The sequence below is a fragment of the Corynebacterium sp. c25Ua_47 genome (assembly GCF_039907205.1).
Taxonomy (GTDB): domain Bacteria; phylum Actinomycetota; class Actinomycetes; order Mycobacteriales; family Mycobacteriaceae; genus Corynebacterium; species Corynebacterium hiratae.
The window spans coordinates 75,729-92,049 of sequence record NZ_JASBOH010000004.1 but is presented as its reverse complement, the minus strand read 5'-3'; the positions used below and the strand labels follow the sequence as shown (position 1 = coordinate 92,049).

Sequence of the window (16,321 nt, the reverse complement as noted above, 5' to 3'; positions counted from 1 at the left end):
CGGCGTGATTGACGTTGACAACCTGAGCCACTGGTATGGCTCGCGCCGCACAGCCGCGCCTGTGCGCGACCTTTCTTGCACCTTCGCTGATGGCCGCATCAATTACGTCGTGGGGCTTAACGGCACCGGAAAGTCGACGCTCCTCGGCTGCCTTTCCGGAAGCTTGCGCCCGCGCGGCGGCAGGGTCCTGGTGGACGGGCGGGAGCTGCGCGGTACCGACTATCCGTTGCGCCACGTGGGCAGCTACTTGAGCGCAGAAGATTTCTCACCGCAGCACACCGGCCTGCGCCACCTGCAGTGGATGTGCGCCCTCGCAGGCGCGCCGGTGGAAAAGGCGGAGGCGCTGGTGCGGGCCGTCGGGCTCGAGGAGGCCTCGCGGTGCCCCATCGGAGGTTACTCGTTGGGCATGCGCCAGCGCCTGGGGATCGCCAGCGTCTTGGCGGGAAACCCGCGCAACATTGTGCTGGATGAGCCGCTCAACGGCCTAGATATCCAGGGCGTGTGGTGGCTGCGTGAGTTGCTTGCCGCGTGGGCGGAGGAGGGTCGCTGCGTGATCGTGGCCTCGCATCACCTGCGCGAGGTGGAGGCCACGACCGAGGTTGCCGACGCCTCGGTAACCATCCTCAGCCAGGGCACGGCTCTTGCCCACGGCTCCCTTGAGGACGTCATCGCCTCCACCGGCGCCCCCGACCTCGAATCCGCCGTGGCGGCGCTGATCCCGGAGCTAGGGGCACGGGCATGAAGGCGTGGCAACGCTGGCGGATAAGCCTGCGCGCCGAGTCCGTGCGCCTGGGCGGGGCGCGCGGCCCGCTGGTGCGGGTCGCCGTGCCGCTGGGGTTTGCGCTGCCGCTGGCGGTGACCTTCGGGGTGGCAGCGGTGGCGGAGCACGTCCAGTCCGCGGGAGGCATCCTTCAGGCGCAGTCCGTGGACACTACTAATGCGGCGTATTGGCCCATCTACCTGGGCAGCATCGTGTTTGCGGCATTGGGGGCGTGGGCGCAGGCCACCGCCGGATCGCGGGTCTTGCGTGCGGCGGCGCCGTGGTCAGGGCTGGATCAGCTGGCCCGCTGGTGCTTCCTGGGCGCGCTCGCGGCGGCCGCGACACTGCTCAGCGTCAGCCTGTGCCTGCTGCTCCTGCCCACGTTCTTCCCGGTGCTCTATGGGCAGGTGAACTTCTTCGCGGGCCTGCGCATGGTGGCTCTCGGCCCGGTGTACGCGTGGCTGGCGGTGGGCTACGGTGTGGCGCTGGGCCGGCTGCTGCGCTCCCCGGCGTTGAGCATCGCGGCGCTGACGGTCTGGGCGCTCTTGGTAGAAAACGCGCTGTGGCTCATCCCCGGCGGCGCGCGCCTCACCGGCTGGCTGCCCTTCCTCAACGGCGTCTTCGCTACCGGCCAGGACGTGGCGCTATTCCCGCCTTGGGGCCGTGACGGGGCGCTGGTGTACTTCGCGGCCGTGGGCGTGGCGCTCTGGCTGGCTTCTCTGCGCAGGCGCCTCGACTAAGTCTGACTCAGCCATCAGGCGCGCAGGACGATGACCAGGTTGGAGGTCACAAACTCCCGCAGCACCGGCACCTTGGTCACCCACCAGGCCCAGGCAGGGTGGTAGCGCGGAAAGGCCGCGAGGAGCTGCGAGCCTTGCGACGTCACGCCGCGCGCCCAGTCCAGGCCTTCGCGGGCGGAGAGCGCAAAGAGCGAGGTGCCGAAAACGTTTTTCGGCGGGTGGCCGTGGCGGCGGGTATAACGGTCGCGGGCGAACTCGCCGCCCACGTAGTGCTCCCATAGGCCGGTCTCGTGTCCACCGAAGGGCCCCAGCCACACCGTGTAGCTGAGGATGACCAGCCCGCCGGGCTTGGTTACGCGCAGCATCTCCTCGCCCATGTCCCACGGGTTGGAGATGTGCTCGGCCACGTTGGAGGAATACGTGATGTCGAAGGTGCTATCCGCAAAGGGCAGGCGCGTGCCATCGCCGCGTACGGCTTGGGCCACTTCGATGCCAGCGGCGGCCATCTCGCCCACGTCGGGCTCCAGCCCCACATAGCTGGCCCCGCGCTGGGCAAAGGCGGAAGCGAAATAACCGGGCCCGCCCCCGACATCGAGTACGCGCGCGCCGGTGAGGGACAAAGAATGGTCGCGGGAGAGGGCGTCGACAAGCGCGGCGGTGTCCTCAGCCAAGCCGCCGTAAAAGACCGCGGGCGCTGACTGCTCAAAGCGGAAGGAGCGCAGCAGCCGCCAGGAGCGGCGCAGGGTGGCCAAGGCACGGGTGCGTTTCATAACCCACTAGGCTAGTTCCTCGACATGAAAATCCTTCTTTTGTGCTGGCGCGATTCCACCCACCCGCAAGGTGGCGGCTCCGAGCGCTACCTCGAGCGCGTCGGGGAATACCTCGCTGCTCAGGGCCACGAGGTGGTCTTCCGCAGCGCGCGCCACATGAACGCCGCCAAGCGCGAGCGCCGCAACGGCGTGCTTTATTCGCGCGCCGGGGCCAAGTTCAGCGTGTATCCGCGTGCGTTGTTGTGGATGCTGTTTGGTGCGCGCGGCGCTGACGTCGTGGTGGATACCCACAACGGCATTCCCTTCTTCGCGCGCCTGGCCACCCGCGCACCCGTGGTGATCCTGACGCACCACTGCCACCGCGAGCAGTGGCCGGTGGCCGGGCCCGTCCTGGCGCGGCTGGGGTGGTTCCTGGAATCTCGCGTGGTGCCCGCGCTGTATCGCGAGAACACGTGGGTGACGGTCTCGGAGGCCTCGAAGCGTGACCTGGAGAAGCTGGGGATTCACGGCGCGCACATCATCGAGAACGGCGTGGACCCCCTGCCGTCACACGTGCCTACATTGGAGCGCGAGGCCGATATCCACCTGGTGACGCTGTCACGCCTGGTGCCGCACAAGCAGATTGAGCACGCGATGGACACCGTGGCGCGGATTCCGGGCGCGCTTCTCGACGTCATCGGTTCCGGCTGGTGGGAATCCCACCTGCGCGAGTATGCGCGCGCCCACGGGGTGGAGGACCGCGTGCGCTTCCGCGGCCAGGTCACCGAGGACTATAAACATGCACTGCTCGCCCGGGCCGACGTTCACCTCATGCCGTCTCGCAAGGAAGGCTGGGGGTTGGCAGTCATGGAGGCGGCCCAACATGGAGTTCCCACGGTGGGTTATGCATTTGGCCTGCAAGACAGCGTCATCGACGGCAAGACGGGCGTGCTGGTCCACCACGAGTCCGAGTTCGCTCCGGCGGTGCGCATGCTTGTCGACGACCCCCTCCTCCGCACCCGCCTCGGCCAGGCTGCCCGCGAATTGGCGGCTACTTTTTCGTGGGAGAAGACCGGCGCGCGCTTCGAAGAGTTGCTAGAAGCGGAAGTGCGCACCAGGCGGCGCTAAGAGTCCACGGGGCGGATGCCGGTTGCGCGTTAGTGGTGGCGGCGATGCGGCCTTCCTCGACGACCGCGCCCACGCCGAGCTCCTCGAGTCGGTCGAGGTCGCGGTTGTTCCAAGCTTCGGCGGCCGCTAGGTAGCGGGGTGATGGCTCATCCACGTTTATGCCGTCGACGGTGAGCGCGCCGGAATCGAGCTTGTTGGCAGCCTTGGAGTAGGGGTCGAGGGCAATGCCCCCGTCGAGCGGCACCATGGCGGGGCGGTCGGCGAAGAAGGTGAGGCGCCCGTCGAGGTCTTCGACGAGCTTGCGGTCGATGCCCGTTTCGCGTGGGCGTAACACGGCGAGTTCCCGCGGTGCATCGGGTGCCTGGAGCAAGCAGGCGCACAGGGCGAGCGCTGCGGGAAGCTGGTGCAGGGCTCCGATTCCCGCGACGGCCAGCGGCAGGGCGAGAAAGGTGAGCTTGGAGGAATCACGCACCAGGCCCGCGCCTGGGATGTGCTCGACGGCGAAGGCGATGAGACCGGGGGCGAGTGCGCCGAGGATGGCCAGGCCCATGCCAAGAACCGCCAGGACTGCCAGCGGGCGCAGCTCGCGCCGGGGCAGGCGGGAAGCCCCCAGGACGGCGAGGGCGGCAACAGCCAGGCCTGCCAGGGCGAAGCCCTGCTCGCGGGAAGCCGGTACTGCTGCGGCATTCCAGATGCCGCCGAAACCGAGAAGCGAACCGACCGTTCCCACGTAGGCCTCCGCGCGCGGGGCGAAGGCCGCGGCTTGGGCGGCGGGGTCGCCGGGAGCGGCAGGGGCGGTGAGAACACCGCCCACGAGGCTTGGAACCAGCCACGGCAACCACAGCAAGACTGAGCCGCCAGCGAAGAGCCACCTTCTTCGCCCCTCGCGCTCACAGACAACCGCGATGAGGCCCCCGAAGAGCCCGCCGGTGGGCGTCAAGGACGCGGCCCACAGCGCTAGCCACGCCACGCGCGGGTGCGCAGCGAGGCAACCCCATGCGATCACGGGCGCCAGCCAGGCCGCGACCGCCAGCGACCACTGGCCCTGCAAGAGGCGCTCGATGACGAAAGGATTGGCCACCGCGCACGCCATCGCCGCGGCTGCTGCCCACGGGCTGAACTGTGTGCGCTGGCACGCCCATCGACCCGCCACCCACGCCGAGGCGCTCGCGGCAGCAAGGATGAAGACCCTGGCCAGCCACGCCCCGCCGAATAAGGCAAGCACCCCGTCTTGCGGTGCGTTGCGCGCGGGCAAGTCACCGGCACCGAAGGCAGAGGCGGTGAACGCCGGGTGCTCAAGCAACACCATGTCGCGCCACAGGAACTCGCCGGGCAGCACGAAGGGCCAGCACACCGCGAGCACGAGCGCCACGCCCCAGGCGCAGAGGGCGGCGCGCACCGCAAGGGATGCTCGGGACACAGTCACGGGCGCCTACGCGCTCTGCGCTGCATGGCGGCGCATGAACATCGCGGCCGCCACCGCCAACAACGCCACGCCTATGGCCTTGCCCAGCCAGCCGACGAGGCTCAAGACCTTGACCGTGTCGATGACTCCGCGAACCGAGTCGAGGCGTTCGGTGCGGGTGGAGTCGGACCAGGAGAGGGGGACGTCGAGAAGCGCGCGTTCTTGTGTGTCATCGGCGTCGACCATGGCCTGGGCCTGGCTCGCATCCGTGGCCCAGAAGATGCGCGGGTGTTCCTCCTCGTTGACGATGGTGCCGGTCGTGGGTTCGACCCACACGGTGCGGCTCACCGCGTAGAAGGGCTCGAGGATGACGTGCGATTTCGGCTTGAGGTTGTAGCGTTCCAGGGATTCGGGCGAGTAGAAATCACCCGCCGGGCCGGAGCGACGAGCATCGAGGTCGAAGACCTCCGCGAGCGAAACCGGCGCGACATCCTGGCGGAAGACGTAGGTGGGGATGCCGTCGAGCTTCTCGTCGCGCAGAAAGTCGATGGGCTCCGCGTCCTGGGTGAGTGGGTCGAAGAAAGGATAGGAACGTTGCTCCGCCCCGGCGGGGAAAAAGTAGCTGATGCCGTCGCGTTCGACCTGGTCCTCCACCTGCAGGTCAAGGGCGGGAAGCTCGATAATCTGCGTCGTGTTCGGGCCCGCCACCGGGTAGGTGGACTCGCGGTTGAGTAGGGATTCCTCGGTGATGTGCGCGACGGTGTCGCCATCCAAGGTGAGCGTGGTGGTGGATTGTGCGCGGGCCACCGAATCCTTCTCCGCAGAGGCAGTCGAGGTGTGGCGGGTGAACTCGACCCCATCCTGTTCCGCGCGGACCGTGATGTCGAGGTCCCTGGGCAGCGGGCGGGACTGGTTGTTGTACAGCGGCGGAAGGATGGACCCGAGTAGGAGGAACACCGCGGCGGCAATCGTCACCTGCGCTAGGCGGGAGCGAAGGAACACGTCAGCTCCGATCGGTCGAGGGATTCACTGCAGAAATAGTATCGTAGTGGGCCATGCGCTTTCTCCCTGAGCTCGAAGGCGTGCGTGCACTGGCAGCATTGGCAGTCGTGATCACGCACGTGTCTTTCCAGACGGCAACCGGCTGGGCCTGGGCTGAGAGGCTGGATTATGGGGTGGCGGTCTTCTTCGTGCTCAGTGGTTTCTTGCTGTGGCGCCGGCGGCACGCGCACACGGCGGGGCAGTATCTTCTTTCCCGCGTGGCGCGCTTGGCACCGCTGTATGTGGTGTGCGTGGTGGCGGTACTCGCCTTGCTTCCCGACGCCTCCCCCTTAACCCTCCCGCAAGTCATCACCAACCTGACTGGTACGCAGCTCTATATTGCCGATGGCCTGGTTCCCGGGCTTACGCAATTGTGGTCGCTGTGCGTGGAGTTCGCCTTCTATGCGGTGTTGCCGCTGTTGGCGTGGGGATTGGATAGGTTTTCTGTGCGTTGGCGGGTTGTGCTCATTGCGGTTGCTAGCGTGCTGAGTCTGTTGTGGGGCTTCCTACCCTTTGTCGCCGGTTATGAATCCGGCGATATCAACACGCAGATTTGGCCGCCGGCGTACTTTTCGTGGTTCGCGGTGGGAATGTTGGCCGCGGAGGCTGAGGCGGCTGGGGTGCGCCTGCGCGCTGGGCGCATTGTGCGGCTCGCTTGTTGGGTGGTGGCCGCGGGCTGCGTGTGGCTGGCCAGCCGCGAGTGGTTCGGCCCGCAGGGGTTGGTCCACCCGGAGCCTGGCGAGTTTGCGCGCCGCATTGCGGTGGGCGCAGTGTGCGGGGCCTGCATCGTGGTGCCGGTAGCGCTGGCGCCGCGCGAAAGCTGGCTCTCCTCCGCTGTGATGCGGGCGCTGGGCCGCTGGTCATATGGGGTTTTCATGTGGCATGTGGGGGTGCTGGCCATCGCCTTCCCGCTGTTGGGTGTGTCTGCCTTCTCGGGTGCTGCCTGGGATTTCGCGGTGGTGCTGGTCTTCACGGTGATCGTTAGCTGTGTGCTTTCTGCTGCGACCTACGTGCTTGTCGAGGTCCCCGGCCGCGACCTCATCCGCTCCCTCGTCTTTACACGCGGCCGCATCGCCGTTCCGCGTTCGTTGCCGCGCCAGGCAGATAGCCCTGCCGGCTCCGCTTCTGCGAGCTCTGCCAGTTCCGGATCCCATTCCGCTACCGTGGGCTCCGGATCCCTCGCCAGCGCCGCTGGCTCGACTGATTCCGCCGGTTCGGTGGGGTCGTAGACGCCACTTCACACATGGCATTTTCCAGAAGGCATTAGTCAAACGGTTTCCTTGCCCCCAAACAAACCTTTTACATCGCCGCAGATGGTTTCCTTGACCCCAAAGACACCTTCTGACTAATGCCTTTTGAGAGGAACCATATGCGGTGAGACTGGGTACCTAAGAGGCGCGGCGGGGTGGGAGGCAGGCGCAGGTAATAGCCGCGGCGCACAGCAGTTGCACGAGCAGGGAATCGCCGGCGTAGCCCTCTGCGGGCCAAGGTGCGCGGGCGAGCATCGCGCCCGCGGCCAAGGTGAGCGCGCCCGCCAGGTAGTCGGGGCGCAGCGTGGTCCAGCGGGTAATAGCCCACGCCGCGGCAGCGGCGGCCACACCGGGCATACCCGCGACGAGCGCCATCGTTGCCGCGATGAGCAGGGCCAGAAGGGCACGCGCCGAGGTGGACGAGTGGGCAACACAAGCGGGGGAGAGCGTTCGGGAAGCAGCGGAGGTGGCGGGGGAAGCGGAGTGAGGGCGGGGGCCGCGGGTCATGACGAGCAGGCACAGCGCGGTGGTCAGTGCGGCGAGCGCGCCGCCGAGGCCGAGGCCCACGCGGTAGGCGCGGTCAGCTGCGAAGGACATGTGGAAGGTCCCGCTAGCGCCGGCGGGAATGAGGAAAGCTTGCGTGTCCGCATCGATGGAGCGCGGTTCGAGGGCCAGCGGTTCCGAGCTGGAGGCCGGCGTCGAGGCCGGCGCTGAGTTTTGTGCCGAACCTGACGTCGAGACTGCGGCTGTGCTGGGGGAGCGCAGCTCGCCGCGCAAGCCCTTGTTGAAGGCACGGCCGGTGATGAGAAGGCGGTCGTGGTCGGCGGGCTCGATGGGCTCACCAGAGGTGAGCCGAGCAAAGTCGTGGTTGCCGCCGGAAGCGAGCGGGGTATAGCCGGCGTCGGATGGGTCGGCTTCCTGGTCAGAAGAAGCGACTGAGTTCGCAGATGATGTGGGTGAGGAAGCGGGGAGGGGATCGGGTAAGGAGGACGCGGTATCGGTCAGCGCCGCCCAGTCGCCGGTGGTGCGCAGGAGGTGCTGTCCGGCGGAGAGGTTGAGGGTGGAGTTGGGGGCGTGGGGGGAGCCGTCGATAAGCACTGTCTTCTCGCCGGAGACACGCACCGTCATGTCGCGCGGGGTAGTAAAGGAGCGGATGAGGATGTGCTCGTTGTCCTGCTGGAAGAGGAACTGCTCGGCATTGGGCGAGGTATCGGGCACGGTGACGATGCGCCGCGGGGTGGGCTGATCCACGATGGATGCTTCCGCAATTCCGGTGCGGCGCTGCGGCTCGATGCGGATCGTGGAGGCCTGCGCGCCGGGCACGCGGATATCGCGGGCGCGGTAGGCCTCCATGGTGACCGTGACCTGAGAATCGCCGTTGTGGATGGTCACCTCAGTCGTGCCGGTGGTCATTAGACGCAGCGTGGGCGAGGTCCACGTGGAGTCGGAGTGCAGCTCCAACCAACCGGAATCGCCGGGCGCTGGCCACCAGGCAGTGGAGTTTTCGCCGTCGACGGCCGCGGTAAGAGAGCGCGCCGGGTTCGCCCCGCCGAAGGCCGAGGCATCGGCGGCAGAGGACGATGCGGTGACGCGGCCATCGTGCTCCACCACCTGGGTCAGCGGGCCGGCGGAGGGGTAGTCGCGCAGCCGGTTGCGCACCGTCGATGGGTCGCTAGGGGCCAGCGGCGCGGAAACCGGGCCGGAGAGCGTGCCGTAGTTGCGGTCGCGCAGCACAGGCGTATCGGTGATGATGTCCGCGTCGGAGGCGACGAGCTCGTGAGGGCCGGAGAGGAGCGCGAGCGATTCCCCACCGCCCGCCACGCGCGGCGGATCCGCAGGAGCCAGGTTCATGGAGAGGCCGCGGTCGAAGACAACGACGTCGACCTCCCCGAAGGTGTGGACCTCGCCCGGAATATGGGTTGCAGAACCAGAAATCAGGTCGTGGCGCACCGCGACGGCCCCGATACCGAGGCGCTGCAACACATAAGGCGCGGACGCGGGATCACGGGAAATCTGTGCCATCGCACCGTCCAGGCCACGGATAGCCTCGGGCGGGATGAGGGGAACGGCGTCGCGGACGGCCCAGGGGACGTCGAGAAGCGGCTGCGCCGGCTCGTCACGCGTCCAGCCCCAGTCCTGCCGCGCAAAGGAGGCCGGGGGGTAGATGAGCACGCGCGTATCCAGCGAGTTCATGAAAGAGGCGGCTTCGTGCCAATAGGCGGGAACCTCCTCGTAGGCGCCCTTCGGCAGCAGCCGGCCTGCCCAGGCGGGGGCGGTCGCGCCCACCACCACGAGGCACACCACAAGGCCCGCTGCTTCACGACGCCCCGGGGACAACGTCCGCGGCAACCTCACCCGGGCGGCAATCGCGGCCACGCCGAGTACCAGCGGGATGCGCACCAGCGGGTCGAATTTATGCACATTGCGCAGCGCGGCCAGTGGGCCGTCGAGCGCGTCGAGGTACCACGCGGCATGCGTGCCCATAACAGTCACGCCCACTAGTAGCATGACACCCCACAGACGCGGCAGGCGGGCCAGGCCCACCAGGCCCAAGGCGGCAACGGCCACGGTGACAAGCACGAAGACCGGCTCGGTGGCCAGCTCGTTGCCGGCGACGCGCTCGGTATCCACAAAGGGCGCCCAGCTGGTAGTGCCGCGCAGGATTTCCGCCAGGTTGAGCCAGCGCGTGGTCACGCCAGCAGACTCGATGAATTCCGTAAAGGGCGGGGCATAGCGGCCCAGGATGAGCAGCGGGGTGATCCACCACGCGGACACCGCCGCGCACCCAGCGAGCCAGGCCAGGCCGGCTTTGCCCGCGCGCCGCCACAGCAGAATCAAGCCCGCTGGCAGGCAAGCGGCGAGTGTGGCCGTGGCGTTGACCGCGCCCATGCAGGCCACCGCCACCACCGAGGGCGCGGCATCCCGCCAGTCCACCCGGCCCGGCCGCAGGAAAGGAAGCAGCACCCAGGGTGCGAGCATGACCGGCCAGGTCTCCGAGGAAATCGCGCCCAGCGTGGTCAGCGTGCGCGGGGAGAGCGCGTAGAGCACTCCGCCTGTCAGCGCGGCATAGCGGGGGGCGGCGGGAAGTACCGTGTGGGTCAAGCGGAAGAAGCCCAGAAAGCCCACCGCTAAGACCAGGAACCACCAGGCGCGCTGCGCAATCCAATCCGGAAGTGGGTCCGCCACCAAGAAAAACAGGCCCTGCGGGAACAAGTAGCCATAGGCCTGGTTTTGCAGCTGGCCCAGCGTGAAAGTATCGGTATAAGCATGCAGCGCGCCGCGCAAAAAATGCCCCGGGTTGGCCACCAGATCGTGCTTGGTATCAGCAGCGGTCAGCCCCCACGGCTGCAGAAGAACCACGAGGGCTAAAAAGAAAAGCCCCCCGATGCGTGCGCGCACGCTTACTCGCGGGAGCCGTACTCCGGCCCGCCCATCACGGCGTCGGAGGCCTTGACGGAGTTATCGTTCGGCACGGCATCTGCCTGCGAGAATTGGGCAATGCCCAGGATGGTCACGACTCCCAGCGCCACGCCGACGACCGCACTGCCCAGGGCCGGGCCCAGGGTGCGCTTGTTGAGGGAATCGCTGTCGAATGCCATGGCGCCAGATTCTAGCAGCTAAAAGCTGCCTTTAGGAGTCGCTTTCTTCCGCGTCGTCCTCATCGTCGTTCTCCGGCGGCACGATGAAGACCGGCAGACCGGCGTTGCGCACGATGTACTCCGCCGTGGAATTCGTCCACAAAGAGCGGAAGCCAGTGAGGGCGCGGGTACCGGTGACGATGACGTCGATGTCGAGTTCTTGGGCGGCGTCGACAATCGCGCTCTGAATCGTCGTCACGGATTCCACCAAGTGGGCATGGCCCCGAAGTCCCAAAGTCTCCGCCTTGGCGATGCCCTGGCGGCAGATGGCGAGGGCCTCCTCGTAGGCTGGATCATCCTCCACGCTCTCCGGCGAGACCGTGGATTGGTGCAGCCCGGTGCGGCTGACGGCGCGGGCGGCCTGGCGCGCGGACGGCTCCCACGCGGTGAGGATCTCGACGTCGGTGGGGCGCAGGAGCCGCGCGGCGTACTCGAGGGCGCGGTCGGCGCGGTCGGAGCCGTCATAGGCAATGAGCATGGTCTCTCCGTTATTCATGTGGCCATCCTAACAACCAGGTGTTGCCCGCGCGGGTGCTTCAGGCACACTGGTGGGCATGAGAAAAGCAATGCCCGCCCTCTTGTTGAGTGCTAGCTGTGCGCTGAGCGCGTGTAGCGAGGAGCCCGTGCTTTCCGACGCCCCGCCCAGCGAAACCAGCGCCGCGTCCAGCGGCGTCGCGTCGGGCGACGCGGCACCACAGGATGCCGCGCCTGAGGACGTCCGCGCCCGCGCTGCCGCCAAGCTCATGCCGCCGGCGCTGAACTACGAGGATGCCCGCGCGAAGCTGGAAGCCGGCGTGGGCGGGCTTTTTATCCCGAGCTGGGCCGACCCCGAGCTGCTGAGTGATGGCCCGCGAGGAGTAAACGCTTTGCGCGAGGAGATGGGCCGTGACTTTGAAGTTTCCATCGATTTCGAGGGCGGGCGCGTGCAGCGCTTCTCCGAAATCTTGGGCGACTACCCCTCCCCGCAGGCCATGGCGGAGGGGCATAGCCCGGAGGAGGTCGAGGCCCTGGCCACAGAAATCGGGCACAGCCTGCGCGCACACGGCGTGACGGTGGACTTCGCCCCGCTGCTCGACGTGGATGGGGGAGACCTCGAGGTCGTCGGTGATCGCGCCTTCTCCACCGATCCGGAGGCTTCCGGCGAGTATGGCGCAGCCTTTGCCCGCGGGTTGCAGGCCGCAGGTGTGAAGGCCGTGTTCAAGCACTTCCCCGGCCACGGCCGCGCCTCCGGGGACACGCACCTGGGTGAGGCCGTCACCCCGCCGCTGGAAGAACTGTACGGACACGAGTTCGTGCCCTTCCATACCGCCCTCCCACAAGCCCCGGAAGCAGCCCTCATGATGGGCCACCTCGTGGTTCCCGGTCTCGGCGACGAGCCCGCCTCCCTTAACCCGCGGGCTTACCAGCTGGCCCGCGAGGAACTGGGTTTCGAAGGCACCATTTACACCGATGACCTGGGTGGAATGGCCTCCATCTCGGATAATTTTAGCGTGCCGGAGGCCGTCGCTGTGGCCCTCGCCGCCGGGGCCGATATGCCGCTGTGGTCCACCGACGAGGACATCAACGCGGTCATTGACGCGGCCGCCGACGTCGTGGCCCAGCAGGAGGGTGACTAGTAAAAACTAGCTGGCAGGCGTTAATCTCGTACACGTGAAAAAGGCAATCGGACATCGGCAGCAGCGACGCAAGGGACTGCACGTCACCCTTGGCGTGCTCGTCGGCCTCCTACTCATCGCCGGCATCGCCTATGCATGGGACGTGATGGCCAACCAGCACAAGGTTCCGCGCGCGACGTCGGTCGGCGGCGTGGATATCTCCCGCATGGAGCGCACCGCCGCGGTGTCGAAGCTGGAGCAGGAACTCGGGGACGTCGCGGCCCAGCCCGTGGAAATCCGCGCCGGGGAGAAAAGCTCGCAGCTTATCCCCCAAGACTCGGGCCTAAGCCTGAACTATCAGAAAGCCGTCGACGGCATTCCCGACGCTTCCCTGAACCCCCTCTCGCGCCTGTACAGCTTCATTAAGCCCACCCAGGAAATCCCTGTCGCCGTGGACGTCGATGAAACGCAGCTCTCCGGAGAGCTCGAGCGGGTTGGCAACGATCTGAAGATTGAGCCGGAAGACGGAAACTTGGAGCTTATCGACGGCTCCCTCAAAGAGACCAAACCCAAGCTCGGCCAGGCGGTGGAAGAGGGAGAGTTGCACGAGGGCGTCGTAAAGCACTGGCTCGACCCCGAGGGCGTAGACGTCGAGCCGATGGTGGTGGAACCACAGATTAATGAGGAGGCGATTGAGGCCATGCGCACCGGGGATGCCGCCCGCGCGCTGGATAACCCGCTCACTCTGAAGGGCGAGAACAACACCGCCGGCACCCTGCGCAAGCCGGAGATTTCCCAGTTCGTCTCCATCGCTGCCGAGGATGGCGAGCTGCGCCTCAAGGTGGACAAAGACCGCGCGCGCGAGCTCTTCCAAGAGCGCATGCAAGGCTCCGAGGTCCCCGGCACCAACGCCAAGATTTCCTTCAGCGGCAATGATAAGCAGATCACGCCCTCGGTGGATGGCTCCATTATCGACTGGGACAAGACCCTCGAGGGCTTCGAGGATCGCGTGAGCAGCGAGGACGACCGCGAATGGGACGCCGACTATAAGCCGGACCCCGCGGACTTCACCACGGAGATGGCGGAGAAGGCCACCTTCGATGAGACCGTGTCCGAGTTCTCCACCGGTGGTTTCTCCGGGGCCTCCGGAACCAATATTCGCCTAGTGGCCCAGCAGGTCAATGGTGCCGTGGTTAACCCGGGTGAGACCTTCTCCCTCAACGGCTACACCGGCCCGCGCGGTACGGCGCAGGGCTACGTGGAATCCGGCATCATCATCGACGGACACGCCGGCACGGCCGTGGGCGGCGGCATTTCCCAGTTCGCCACCACCTTGTACAACGCGGCCTACTTCGCGGGCATGGAGGATACCGCGCACACCCCGCACTCCTATTACATTTCGCGCTACCCGGCTGGCCGCGAGGCCACCGTGTACGAAGGCGCGATTGACCTGCAGTTCAAGAACACCTCGAACCATCCGGTGCGCATTGAGACCGACTTTGGCAGCGACATCACTGTGCGCTTCAAGGGCGTCAAGACTGTTGAGGTTGAGTCCATCAACAACGGGCGCTGGGCCAAGACCGAGCCGCAGCGGAAGTCGGTGAGCGAGGATTGTTCGCCCTCCTCCGGCGCGCCGGGCTTTACCACCTCCGATACCCGCGTGATCAAGGATCTGTCCGGCAAGGAAATCTCCCGGGAGACCACCACCACGGTGTACGATCCGCAGCCCATCGTTACCTGCGGTTAAGCCATGACGCGGCCGATGCACACTGCGGTGAAGGATCCGGCGGACGTCGATCAGCTGGCCCAGCACCCAGTGAAGTTTGCTCGCGTCGCCGGCCTATTCGCCGCGCACCGCGGCACGCTGCTGCTGGTGGTAGCGCTCATCATCGCCACCTCCGGGCTGACGGTGGTGCAGCCTTTCCTGGTGCGCCGCACCGTGGATGAGGCCATTCCCGAACACGACACCGCGCTGCTGCTGTGGCTCGTCGGCGGCATGCTGGCCATCACGGTGGTGTCTCAGGCCATCGGCGTCATCCAGTCCTTTCTGTCCGCGCGGGTGGGGCACACCATCATGCACGAGCTGCGCACGCAGGTCTTTGCCAACCTGCAGCGCCAATCGCTGCAGTTCTTTACCAACAACCGCGGCGGTGAGATTCAATCCCGCCTGACTAATGACATCGCGGCGATGCGCGGCATGGTGACCACCACCGCGACGTCCGTGGCTAGCAACCTCACCATGACTGTGGCCACGCTGGTGGCGATGGTGGCGCTTTCGCCCACGCTGTCGCTGTTGTCCTTGCTGGTGCTGCCACCCGCCGTGTGGCTCACCCGCCGCGCCGCCGTGCTGCGCCGCAGCCTCATGGAGAAAAACAGCCGCGCGCAGGCGACGTTGCAGCAGACCATTTCGGAGAACCTGTCCGTGTCCGGCATGCGCCTAGCGGCCACGCTGGGCGCGCAAGAGCGGGTTTATGACGGGTTTGAGACAACCTCGCGCTCGCTTATCCGCTTGGAGCTGGAATCGCAGCTGGCCGGGCGCTGGCGTATGGCGCTGACCCAAATCATTTTCGGCGTGATGCCGGCGCTAATTTACCTGGTGGCTGGTCTGCGCCCGGGGATTACGATTGGCACGCTCATCGCCTTTTCTACTCTGCAGACCCAGATTTTCCGCCCGATTACTGGGCTGCTCAACGTGGGCGCGCAGTGGGTGGCGTCCATGGCGCTGTTCAGCCGCATCTTTGAGTACTTGGACCTGGAGCCCGAGCTCGCAGAAGCCACCGAGCCCGCCCAGCTTGCCGACGCCACCCTCACCCTCCAGAACGTTTCCTACCGCTACCCCGGCACCGACACCGACGCGCTTTCCGACGTCTCCCTTTCCATCCCGGCCCACACCACTACGGCCCTGGTGGGGCATACCGGATCCGGCAAGTCCACGGTGGCCGCCCTCCTGGCGCGCCTAGCCGATCCCACCGAAGGCACCGTGCACCTAGGTGGGGTAGACCTGCGTGACATTCCACCGGCGCAGCGCGCGGCGGTCATCGGCGTGGTCTCCCAGGAGACCTACCTCATTCATGGCACCGTGCGCGAGAACCTCCTCTTCGCGCAGCCGGATGCCAGCGAGGAACAGATGTGGGCGGCGCTGCATGCCGCGCGCGTGGATGAGGTCATCGCCGCGCTTCCCGAGGGACTCGATACTCTCGTAGGCTCGCGCGGCTACCGTTTCTCCGGCGGTGAGCAGCAGCGCCTCTCGCTTGCCCGCACGCTGCTGCGCCGACCGCAGGTGCTCATCCTGGATGAGGCCACCTCGGCCCTGGACAACGAAACGGAGCGCGCTATCCAGGAAGCAGTGCTTGGTGCGGACGCCACCCGCCTGGTCATCGCGCACCGCCTGTCCACCATCCGCGATGCCGACCAGATCGTCGTCCTCGACGCCGGCCGCGTGGCCGAGCGCGGCACCCACGCTGAGCTGCTGGCCCGCGACGGCGCTTATGCGGCGCTCCTTCGTGCCGCGAAAACTACTGGTGATCGTTCTTAGAGAGCCCCGCCAAGAAACCTAGGGATGTTAGCTTTCTATCTGGAGTTTGTTAAAGACCGAGAAAATATATGGCTTCGGGATTGTCCTGAGGTACCTTCTTGCCGCGCCCCAGTGGTTGCCCATGAAGATTCACGTCTACCTGGCGATATTGACAGTGTTAATGGTTGTGCTGGTGGTTGCATGGCGCTCTTGGTAAGCGTTTCGCAGTGAGATAGTTGCCACCAATGTGCCTGGGCAAGGCTGCTAGAGCCCCCGTAAGGGGGCGGTGAGGTCGATATCACTCAAAGTGGAATGGCAGCTACCAATACCGCAGTTTAACTGCGAATATAATTATTATCTGCGCGGGGGGGGGCGATTACTTGAGAGGGCTAGCTGGTTTTATGGGAAGCGGGCATTTGTTCGATATCGCATTTCTTCTTCTAGGTATAGGGTCTAGCTATGTAATCCACAGGCTACCGTTACTTAGGCTAGGGGCCCGGG

At 66.4% G+C, this 16,321-nt stretch carries 13 protein-coding genes; 7 read left to right on the top strand and 6 right to left on the bottom strand.

Annotated features, from left to right (window positions below; genetic code table 11):
• The first annotated feature begins 4 nt into the window (after positions 1-4).
• Both QKE52_RS05285 and QKE52_RS05280 read left to right on the top strand, forming a co-directional pair.
• A complete protein-coding gene (locus QKE52_RS05285) occupies positions 5-742 on the top strand; it encodes an ATP-binding cassette domain-containing protein (RefSeq protein ID WP_347948335.1) in 738 nt (245 codons plus the stop codon).
• A complete protein-coding gene (locus QKE52_RS05280) occupies positions 739-1,500 on the top strand; it encodes a hypothetical protein (RefSeq protein ID WP_102233461.1) in 762 nt (253 codons plus the stop codon). Before QKE52_RS05285 ends, QKE52_RS05280 begins: the two co-directional genes overlap by 4 nt.
• Before the next feature lie 14 nt (positions 1,501-1,514).
• Here QKE52_RS05280 and QKE52_RS05275 read toward each other — a convergent pair whose 3' ends face one another.
• Positions 1,515-2,270, bottom strand: coding sequence for a class I SAM-dependent methyltransferase (locus tag QKE52_RS05275; protein WP_347948334.1), 756 nt, complete (start codon positions 2,268-2,270; stop codon positions 1,515-1,517).
• Positions 2,271-2,294: 24 nt separating this feature from the next.
• Between QKE52_RS05275 and QKE52_RS05270 the strand changes: the two genes are divergently transcribed.
• The gene (locus QKE52_RS05270) at positions 2,295-3,377 is read left to right on the top strand and encodes a glycosyltransferase family 4 protein (RefSeq protein ID WP_347948333.1); all 1,083 of its coding nucleotides are present in this window, start codon (positions 2,295-2,297) and stop codon (positions 3,375-3,377) included.
• Here the strand turns inward: QKE52_RS05270 and QKE52_RS05265 are convergent.
• The gene (locus tag QKE52_RS05265; RefSeq protein ID WP_347948332.1) at positions 3,301-4,797 is read right to left on the bottom strand and encodes a hypothetical protein; all 1,497 of its coding nucleotides are present in this window, start codon (positions 4,795-4,797) and stop codon (positions 3,301-3,303) included. The genes QKE52_RS05270 and QKE52_RS05265 overlap by 77 nt on opposite strands.
• Positions 4,798-4,809: 12 nt before the next feature.
• Positions 4,810-5,784 carry a DUF3068 domain-containing protein gene (locus tag QKE52_RS05260; protein WP_347948331.1) on the bottom strand — a complete coding sequence of 325 codons (975 nt, stop codon included), beginning with the start codon at positions 5,782-5,784 and terminating at the stop codon, positions 4,810-4,812.
• Positions 5,785-5,837: 53 nt separating this feature from the next.
• Between QKE52_RS05260 and QKE52_RS05255 the strand changes: the two genes are divergently transcribed.
• Complete coding sequence (locus QKE52_RS05255; protein ID WP_347948330.1) at positions 5,838-7,052, top strand: acyltransferase; 1,215 nt, start codon at positions 5,838-5,840, stop codon at positions 7,050-7,052.
• Positions 7,053-7,211: 159 nt separating this feature from the next.
• Here the strand turns inward: QKE52_RS05255 and QKE52_RS05250 are convergent, their stop codons facing one another.
• Genes QKE52_RS05250 through QKE52_RS05240 form a run of 3 tightly spaced genes read right to left on the bottom strand, consistent with a single transcriptional unit; the run spans position 7,212 to position 11,207 of the window.
• Positions 7,212-10,472: an alpha-(1->3)-arabinofuranosyltransferase family protein gene (locus tag QKE52_RS05250; RefSeq protein ID WP_347948329.1), complete on the bottom strand. Its 3,261-nt coding sequence runs from the start codon at positions 10,470-10,472 to the stop codon at positions 7,212-7,214.
• A gap of 2 nt (positions 10,473-10,474) precedes the next feature.
• Positions 10,475-10,672, bottom strand: a complete 198-nt coding sequence (locus tag QKE52_RS05245) for a DUF2613 domain-containing protein (RefSeq protein WP_010188604.1) — start codon at positions 10,670-10,672, stop codon at positions 10,475-10,477.
• 31 nt (positions 10,673-10,703) lie between these two features.
• Positions 10,704-11,207, bottom strand: a complete 504-nt coding sequence (locus QKE52_RS05240) for a universal stress protein (protein WP_070517712.1) — start codon at positions 11,205-11,207, stop codon at positions 10,704-10,706.
• 58 nt (positions 11,208-11,265) lie between these two features.
• Between QKE52_RS05240 and QKE52_RS05235 the strand changes: the two genes are divergently transcribed.
• The 3 genes from QKE52_RS05235 to QKE52_RS05225 are packed head-to-tail and all read left to right on the top strand — an operon-like array spanning position 11,266 to position 15,841.
• Entirely contained in the window at positions 11,266-12,327 is a 1,062-nt protein-coding gene (locus QKE52_RS05235) for a glycoside hydrolase family 3 N-terminal domain-containing protein (protein WP_347948328.1), read from the top strand.
• 34 nt (positions 12,328-12,361) lie between these two features.
• On the top strand, positions 12,362-14,053 hold the full coding sequence (locus tag QKE52_RS05230; protein WP_347948327.1) for a VanW family protein: 1,692 nt from the start codon (positions 12,362-12,364) through the stop codon (positions 14,051-14,053).
• A 3-nt stretch (positions 14,054-14,056) separates the two neighbouring features.
• Entirely contained in the window at positions 14,057-15,841 is a 1,785-nt protein-coding gene (locus tag QKE52_RS05225; RefSeq protein ID WP_347948326.1) for an ABC transporter ATP-binding protein, read from the top strand.
• Positions 15,842-16,321: the final 480 nt, after the last annotated feature.

Excerpts from the sequence above, each read along its gene's own strand:
- QKE52_RS05280 (WP_102233461.1), top strand. The coding sequence starts at position 739 with ATGAAGGCGTGGCAACGCTGGCGGATAAGCCTGCGCGCCGAGTCCGTG.
- QKE52_RS05275 (WP_347948334.1), bottom strand. The coding sequence starts at position 2,270 with ATGAAACGCACCCGTGCCTTGGCCACCCTGCGCCGCTCCTGGCGGCTG.
- QKE52_RS05235 (WP_347948328.1), top strand. The coding sequence starts at position 11,266 with ATGAGAAAAGCAATGCCCGCCCTCTTGTTGAGTGCTAGCTGTGCGCTG.
- QKE52_RS05270 (WP_347948333.1), top strand. The coding sequence starts at position 2,295 with ATGAAAATCCTTCTTTTGTGCTGGCGCGATTCCACCCACCCGCAAGGT.
- QKE52_RS05245 (WP_010188604.1), bottom strand. The coding sequence starts at position 10,672 with ATGGCATTCGACAGCGATTCCCTCAACAAGCGCACCCTGGGCCCGGCC.
- QKE52_RS05240 (WP_070517712.1), bottom strand. The coding sequence starts at position 11,207 with ATGAATAACGGAGAGACCATGCTCATTGCCTATGACGGCTCCGACCGC.
- QKE52_RS05255 (WP_347948330.1), top strand. The coding sequence starts at position 5,838 with ATGCGCTTTCTCCCTGAGCTCGAAGGCGTGCGTGCACTGGCAGCATTG.
- QKE52_RS05225 (WP_347948326.1), top strand. The coding sequence starts at position 14,057 with ATGACGCGGCCGATGCACACTGCGGTGAAGGATCCGGCGGACGTCGAT.